The organism is Acidithiobacillus ferriphilus, from assembly GCF_018854775.1.
Classification (GTDB): Bacteria; Pseudomonadota; Gammaproteobacteria; order Acidithiobacillales; family Acidithiobacillaceae; genus Acidithiobacillus; species Acidithiobacillus ferriphilus.
The window spans coordinates 1-6,865 of sequence record NZ_JAAZTY010000153.1; the positions used below are offsets into that span (position 1 = coordinate 1).

Sequence of the window (6,865 nt, forward strand, 5' to 3'; positions counted from 1 at the left end):
CGCCCGCCACTGCCAAATAGGCGCGGCAGCCAGCGCCGCTCAGGCTACCGAACCTAAGCACGCCGCCGGCACGTACCGCATGGCTGCACCACAACGCCAATGGCTGCCCATCGAGTGCGACCGACAGATCGGCACCGGTAACGGCGATGACGCTGTCGGCGTTGAATTTGAGGGTAGGTCCGCTCAAGGTAATTTCCAGGGTCACAGCCTCTGGTGGGTTGTCGAGCAGGCGATTGGCCACACGATGGGCGAGTGCATCCATCGGCCCGGATGGTGGCACGCCGACATCCCAATAACCCAGACGCCCCGGCCAATCCTGCAGGCTGGTCTGCACACCTGGTTCAATCACATCCAGCGTGGGCGCATGGTAGGCCAAAGCGCTGAGATAGCGCGTAGTCTGCCGACCTTGCGCAAAGGTTGCGTCGTTGACAATCTGGCGGAGATAACCAAGATTGGTCTCAAAACCATAAATGCGCGTGGCATCCAGCGCCGATCGCATGCGCGCCAGCGCATCGCTACGGTCACTGCCATGCACGATGAGCTTGGCAAGCATGGGGTCGTAATATGTCGTGACTTCGCTACCTGTCTCGACCCAGGTGTCAACCCGGGCATCCGGAGGAAACACCACCTCACTCAATATGCCAGCGGCGGGCTGGAAGTTCTTGCCAGGATCTTCGGCGTAGAGGCGCACCTGAATACTGTGACCACGCGCTGAGTGCACATAGCCAGCAATAGGTGATTCGCCCGCCGCCTGCCGCACCATCCACTCCACTAAATCGACGCCACTGACCTCTTCGCTCACCCCGTGCTCAACCTGCAAACGCGTATTGACCTCAAGGAAATAGAAGTCACCAGAGTCTGCATCAAGCACGAACTCCACCGTTCCCGCGTTACGGTAGCAGACCCCCTGCATCAAGCGCACTGCGGTGTCGCACAACGCATGTCGTATAGATTCGGGCAGATTAGGGGCCGGAGTTTCCTCGATGACCTTTTGGTTACGCCGTTGAACCGAGCAGTCCCGCTCGCCAAGATGTACCACATGGCCCTTTCCATCGCCGAAGATTTGCACCTCTATGTGACGTGCAGCCTGTACATATTTTTCCAGGTAGATGCCCGCTTCTTTGAAGTTGGCCCGCGCGAGGCGGTCTACTCGAGCATAGGCGTCCTGCAGGGCATCCTCACTCCAGATCAGCTGCATACCAATCCCACCACCACCCGCAGTACTCTTGAGCATGATAGGGAAACCAATATGCTGAGCCTCCACCATGGCATGGTTGACATCGGCTAATAATCCCGTGCCTGGCAGTAGGGGGAGGCCGTTTCTGCGTGCGATTTCCCGTGCAGTGTGCTTCAGACCAAAAGAACGCATTTGCTCGGGCGATGGTCCAATAAACACCATCCCGGCGTTTTCTACGGCAGAGGCAAAATCAGGGTTTTCGGATAAAAAACCATAACCTGGGTGAATAGCGTCCACATGAAGAGCGAGCGCTGCATGAAGAATGGCATCCTCTTGAAGGTAACTCAGAGCTGCGGGCGAGGCGCCTATATATACTGACTCGTCGGCCAGGAGGACATGCGGACTTAATCGATCTGCATCCGAGTAAACAGCAACAGATTGAACCCCCATCTTCCTGAGGGTGCGAATGATACGGACAGCGATCGCGCCGCGATTCGCTATAAGAATTTTATTAAACATATCAATTGCTCGGCAGGTCGTCCTGCTAACGGATAAGGTGGCTGAGGCGTCTCAGCCATCGCACGCAATTCACCAAATCATCAGCTGCAATGGCGTTGGGTTATAGGCATTGCAAGGATTGTTGAGCTGCGGACAATTTGATATCAGCACTTTCACATCCATCTCAGCCATTAAGTCAACATATTTACCGGGGCCGGAGACGCCGTCCGCAAAATTGAGAGTGCCATTCTCGCACACTGGAACATTCATGAAAAAGTTTATATTGCTGGTGATGTCACGTTTACCTAAGTGACAATTGCAATTAATAGCTGCAAGCAAGAAACTATCTCTACAACTATGCATGTATTTTTTATCCAAAGAATATCGTACGGTATTGCTTTCCGCAGAACATGCACCACCAATGGTGTCATGGCGACCACACGTATCCTCGACGATAGTCATGAGTAAATTGCCTTCATTGGAAAGCAACCGACTGCCGGTGGTCAAATAAATATTACGTTGGGCCGTGATGGTGTCCGTCGCGCTGTAGCGATCAGACGGATCATTGGAATTATATATCAGCGTATCCGCTGATTGGTTGCCATCCTGATCCACAATGCGTAGTATCTGCCCCGCCAGCACGTCATGTATCCATGAGTCACCTGCGTTAAGGACAAAGTCATATAGTATATTGCGCTGTGTAAAGCTGCCATTATTCTGAGTCATCGTTTATAAACCTCCTATCTGAAGATCAGTTCGGTATTATAGAAACCCCTTTCATTCTCTGGACAGGATTTTCTGCAGAAATCGTACGGCCCCGCTGTCGAAATATTCCGTGCTGAAAGCGCAAATGGTTTAGGCAAATATAGAGATGACGGATCCAGCACATGCTGAGAAGACACCACAACAACCAGCGTATTCATCTCAAATCGAAGATCTACAAAATCTCCAGGCTGGCTATTGCCAGAAACAAATGACAAGTTACCAAAATCATCTGCAGTGACCTTGCTAAAAAAATTGACGTTCGCTAGCAAATCCTGTTTGCCGAGACCCCATTTTGACAATTCAATAAGCGCCCCGTCTTGAGCATTATGGTGCATATCGTTTCGCGCTTCTTGATAGTTGAGTATACCGTATTTACTACCGACTGTTTTGGCATTACTCATACCCGATATAGTGTCATGCCAACCGCATGAGCTATCCACTATAGAACAAATAATTCTACCCATATCAGAATAACAAACATTTCCCTTCGACAAAAAAATAGTATGTTGAGCTTTAAGAGTGTCGGCCATGTTATACCGCTCTAATCTATTATCATTATTATAAAAGAGAGTGACCAGATTTCCATCGCCGTCGAGATCGGTAATTCTAAGCGCTGTATTACGCTTCATGACGAACGAACTATGTGAACCAGACACGATAAAATCATCCCATATAATTTCTCCAGACATAAACCCACCTCCTTTGACCAGTAAACTTTCGCGATCGAACGCCCTGAGAGAAAGCAAACAACAAATTATACGTGAACACATTCTAGACCAATGTTTTTGCGACCCTTTGCAAAAGATCAGCGGTCACTCTCAAGGTGTTAGTCTCTCTGATGCGTGACAATATCTGTTCCTTAAAGTCAAAAAAGAGAGAGTCATTTTTTATGACGATTCCATCTTCGTCACGCTTTAATGATTCAGTCGTAAACACACTATCTACACGCCCTGGATTGGCGCTCAAAACAATTATTTTGTCACCCAAAACTATAGCTTCCTCGACATCGTGAGTAACAAACATTACAGTCGTTTTTTCGACACTAAAAAGGTGACTAACCACCTTGTGCATAGTTTCGCGAGTTTGCGCGTCAAGCGCACCGAACGGCTCATCCATCAGCAGGACTTTTGGGCTGGATACCAGAGCCCTGGCGATATTAGCCCGCTGCTGCATACCACCACTTAATTGATTGGGATATGATTCTACCGACTGCTCCAACCCCATCAGGGTGACTAACGCATTACTTCTGTATACAGCACGTGATACCTGTTCATCTCGCGAATTCAAACTAATGCGCAGTCTTCTGGAAAATATAATATTATTCCACACGGTCATCCAAGGAAATAACGTTGATTGCTGAAAAACTACTCCTCTATCAGCCCCTGGCCCATTAACCACATCTCCATCTATGGATATTGAACCAGCGGCTGCCTGCTCCAATCCAGCCACAAGTCTTAACAGGGTAGATTTTCCACAACCTGATGCACCAACTATCATAACCTTTTCGCCTGGGCGAATGCTTAAATTAATATCATCCAGCACCGGCCTAATGACTAGCTTTTTTCTTTCTTTTATCCTGAATGACTTAAATATATGGCTGATATCAACCGCTCCAGCGCTCATCACTTATAACTCCATACAAAAAAAATACGATGCATAATTCTGAATGACAGATCAAACAAAAGGCCAAGAATACCGATTATTATTATTCCGACAAATATTTTGGGGGTGTCCATAAAACGCTGAGCCTGCAAAACAGCAAAGCCAAGCCCTCTATCTGCGGCCACCATTTCCGCAATTACTAAATAGGTCCATGCCCAACCCATGTTAACGCGCAAAATATTAAATATGTCAGGCGCTGCACCCTTAAAAATAACATGGTTCAGAACCTCTCCTTTATTAGCGCCCATAGTATAAGCAGCCTCAATGTATTTCTGCGGAATGTTTCTTACAGCATCCGCAACCATAACGACAATCTGGAAAAATACCCCAATAAATATTATAGAAATTTTGGCAGATTCACCAATACCAATCCAGAGTAGCACCAAGGGTATGAATGCCGAAGCCGGCATGTACCGTATAAAATCATTTATCGGCTGTAGCATCGCCTCAACCATCTTGAAAGTACCTATGTATATGCCGATTGGTACACCAATGGCCGCCGCCAGCAAGAACCCGGAGACAACGCGATATGCACTTATATAGGTATCCTCCCACAGGTTGCTAGCGGTCCATCTTTCGAACGATTTAAACACCCGCTCCGGTGATGGCAAAAATAGTGCACTAAAAATGTGCATATTACATATTATCTGCCAAACAGCCAGCGGAATTATAAAGCCAGCTATTGAAAACGATATATATACCCAGCGAGGAATTGAATCTCGTATATTAGTTAACGCTATCATGAGCGTATCTCACTTTTGTTGAGCCAAGAGCTGCTAGCAGTTGGCATGAAAAATACATGCTCGCAGCAACATTATCCAGGTAATATTATATCACTTATTTTTCAGACTTTTCGATAAATCCAGAATCAAGAAAGCTTGTCGGGTTAGGTTTCGCAGAAATTGCTCCTACCTTTTTAAGGAAAACCGAGGTATCGTCGGTGCTCTTATAGAGCGAAACCGATTTTTCCTTGCCTTCAGGATTCATTGCCTCCAGATTTAACTTTGGTCCAAATAGGCGTGTCCCAGACAATGCGGTCAAATAAACAGATGGAGATAACTCGACATGTGGCGCCATTATAGCAGCCGCTTGTTTTGGATGTTCTTTGATGAATTTTACAGTAGCAAACCAAGCTTTTGATAAGTTTATGAACTGTTGAGGATATGCTTTCAAGACGCTTTCACGGGCAGCCACAACATCTGGAATGACCCCTGGAGCACTAGCACTAGAAAAAATGGCATGCCCTAGCTTTTTCTCTTCAATTCTCTGTATCCACGGATTCCAAACGCCTGCAGCGTCTACTCGTCCCGCCATTAATGCTGCAGCCGCATCGCCTGTTGACATGTTTATGAAGTGTACGGATGTTATTGGAATGTTGTTTTTCGTTAGCGCATATTCATCGAGATACTGTTCTATGGAATCCATGCGAACCGCAATGCTCTTTCCTTCCAACTGCTTGAATATAGTGATAGAGTTATTCACCATCAGTGCGTCATTACCATGTGAATTATCAGTCACTAAAATAACTTTTATCGGAACACCTTTTTCCACAGGTGCCAGAGTATCAATTAGGGCTTGGCAATTTGCATCTATTTTTCCCGCTGAGAGCGCTTCCACTGACGTCATGTAACTGCTAAACCATACTAATTTGAAGTCGGCGTGGTATTTCTTCAAATAACCGTTGTGCTCAGCTACGTACCATGCGACCCAACCGGGCCAGTTACTCAGACCTAGGGTGATAGGTTCCGCATCCGCATTTGCAGATAGTATAAAAGGTGCCAACGTCAGCGTTCCTGCCAATAAGAGTGACTTCAATTTTTTCATGCGCGTTTCTCCAAAAAAAAGGGAGATAGCAGCTTTCACTGTTATCTCCCGGGCTTTTATCCCTCCGTGTACCCTGCGCGGCAGGGCGGAAACTCTCGGTCCGATCACCTTTGCAGGCTGGAACCCTAGAATCCTAAATATTAGAAGGCAGAAAACATGCCATAACGCCAAAAACCCGTAACATCATGAAAATAATACTTAACTCTGTGTCATGCTCATTTTACCGAAGTGTTCACACATCCCAGTACGGTGCAAAATTTGTTTTCATGCACCATAGTGGTGCATCGCCCATTTAGTTAAATGCGTGATCTTATTTTGTGGAACTATCAAAACTCACTAACCGATGCTGTGTTTCTGCCTGATATCGTGTACACGAGGTCACATTGAACGCCTGACTGAATCTGGAGGCTTCCTGGAGAGCGTAACTCCGATAGTGTGCACATGGTCATAGTCTCCCTGACTTGCTACCAGAAGCCCTTTTGCGGGCTTTTTCGGTTGCCCAATGACTGGTTTTCAGTCCTGCCATGACCGACCTCATCCCTGGGTTAAAATGTTTCCTGTCTGATCGCCGATTGCTCCAGTTCTGCAGCCAGCGCCAGATAGCGCTGGGCGTCACGCAGCCCGGCGATGAAACGACGGGGAATTCCCTCCAGACCTACCTGGGCGCCCACGAGCGCACCCGTCAACATCGCGCGGGACATGTTTTGTCCACCCCCGTTGATGGCGTGCAGTACGGCTGATTCATAATCTCCCCGGAAACGACTGGCCAGGTAGTAAGCCGCAGGCAGTTGGTGGTAAATGGCGCAGGGCATGCCGTAAACCAGGCTCACCTTCCAGGCGGGTTCAATGACGATGTCGGGATCCGCGGCGGCCAGCGCGGCATATCCCGCCGTGAGTAAGGCGTCGGGCGACGTGAACTGGCCTGCCCGCATCCCTTCG

Annotated in this window: 7 protein-coding genes and 1 riboswitch; all 7 genes read right to left on the minus strand. The window is 47.9% G+C overall.

Going from position 1 to position 6,865, the window contains the following annotated elements; genetic code table 11:
* A partial coding sequence (locus tag HF921_RS10600; RefSeq protein WP_215893786.1) for an ATP-binding protein occupies positions 1-1,696 on the minus strand: 1,696 nt, incomplete at its 3' end.
* Positions 1,697-1,765: 69 nt separating this feature from the next.
* Positions 1,766-2,401, minus strand: coding sequence for an urea amidolyase associated protein UAAP2 (locus HF921_RS10605; protein ID WP_215893787.1), 636 nt, complete (start codon positions 2,399-2,401; stop codon positions 1,766-1,768).
* Between the two features lie 14 nt (positions 2,402-2,415).
* Positions 2,416-3,129 carry an urea amidolyase associated protein UAAP1 gene (locus HF921_RS10610; RefSeq protein ID WP_215893788.1) on the minus strand — a complete coding sequence of 238 codons (714 nt, stop codon included), beginning with the start codon at positions 3,127-3,129 and terminating at the stop codon, positions 2,416-2,418.
* Positions 3,130-3,211: 82 nt separating this feature from the next.
* Entirely contained in the window at positions 3,212-4,063 is an 852-nt protein-coding gene (locus tag HF921_RS10615) for an ABC transporter ATP-binding protein (protein WP_215893789.1), read from the minus strand.
* Positions 4,063-4,695 carry an ABC transporter permease gene (locus tag HF921_RS10620; RefSeq protein WP_215893790.1) on the minus strand — a complete coding sequence of 211 codons (633 nt, stop codon included), beginning with the start codon at positions 4,693-4,695 and terminating at the stop codon, positions 4,063-4,065. Before HF921_RS10620 ends, HF921_RS10615 begins: the two co-directional genes overlap by 1 nt.
* 244 nt (positions 4,696-4,939) lie before the next feature.
* Positions 4,940-5,965, minus strand: a complete 1,026-nt coding sequence (locus HF921_RS10625; RefSeq protein WP_215893791.1) for an ABC transporter substrate-binding protein — start codon at positions 5,963-5,965, stop codon at positions 4,940-4,942.
* Between the two features lie 4 nt (positions 5,966-5,969).
* Positions 5,970-6,066, minus strand: a riboswitch (guanidine-I (ykkC/yxkD leader).
* Between the two features lie 405 nt (positions 6,067-6,471).
* Positions 6,472-6,865 (minus strand): ADP-ribosylglycohydrolase family protein (locus tag HF921_RS10630; RefSeq protein WP_215893792.1); only part of this gene is annotated, 394 nt, incomplete at its 5' end.

Excerpts from the sequence above, each read along its gene's own strand:
- HF921_RS10605 (WP_215893787.1), bottom strand. The coding sequence starts at position 2,401 with ATGACTCAGAATAATGGCAGCTTTACACAGCGCAATATACTATATGAC.
- HF921_RS10610 (WP_215893788.1), bottom strand. The coding sequence starts at position 3,129 with ATGTCTGGAGAAATTATATGGGATGATTTTATCGTGTCTGGTTCACAT.
- HF921_RS10615 (WP_215893789.1), bottom strand. The coding sequence starts at position 4,063 with ATGAGCGCTGGAGCGGTTGATATCAGCCATATATTTAAGTCATTCAGG.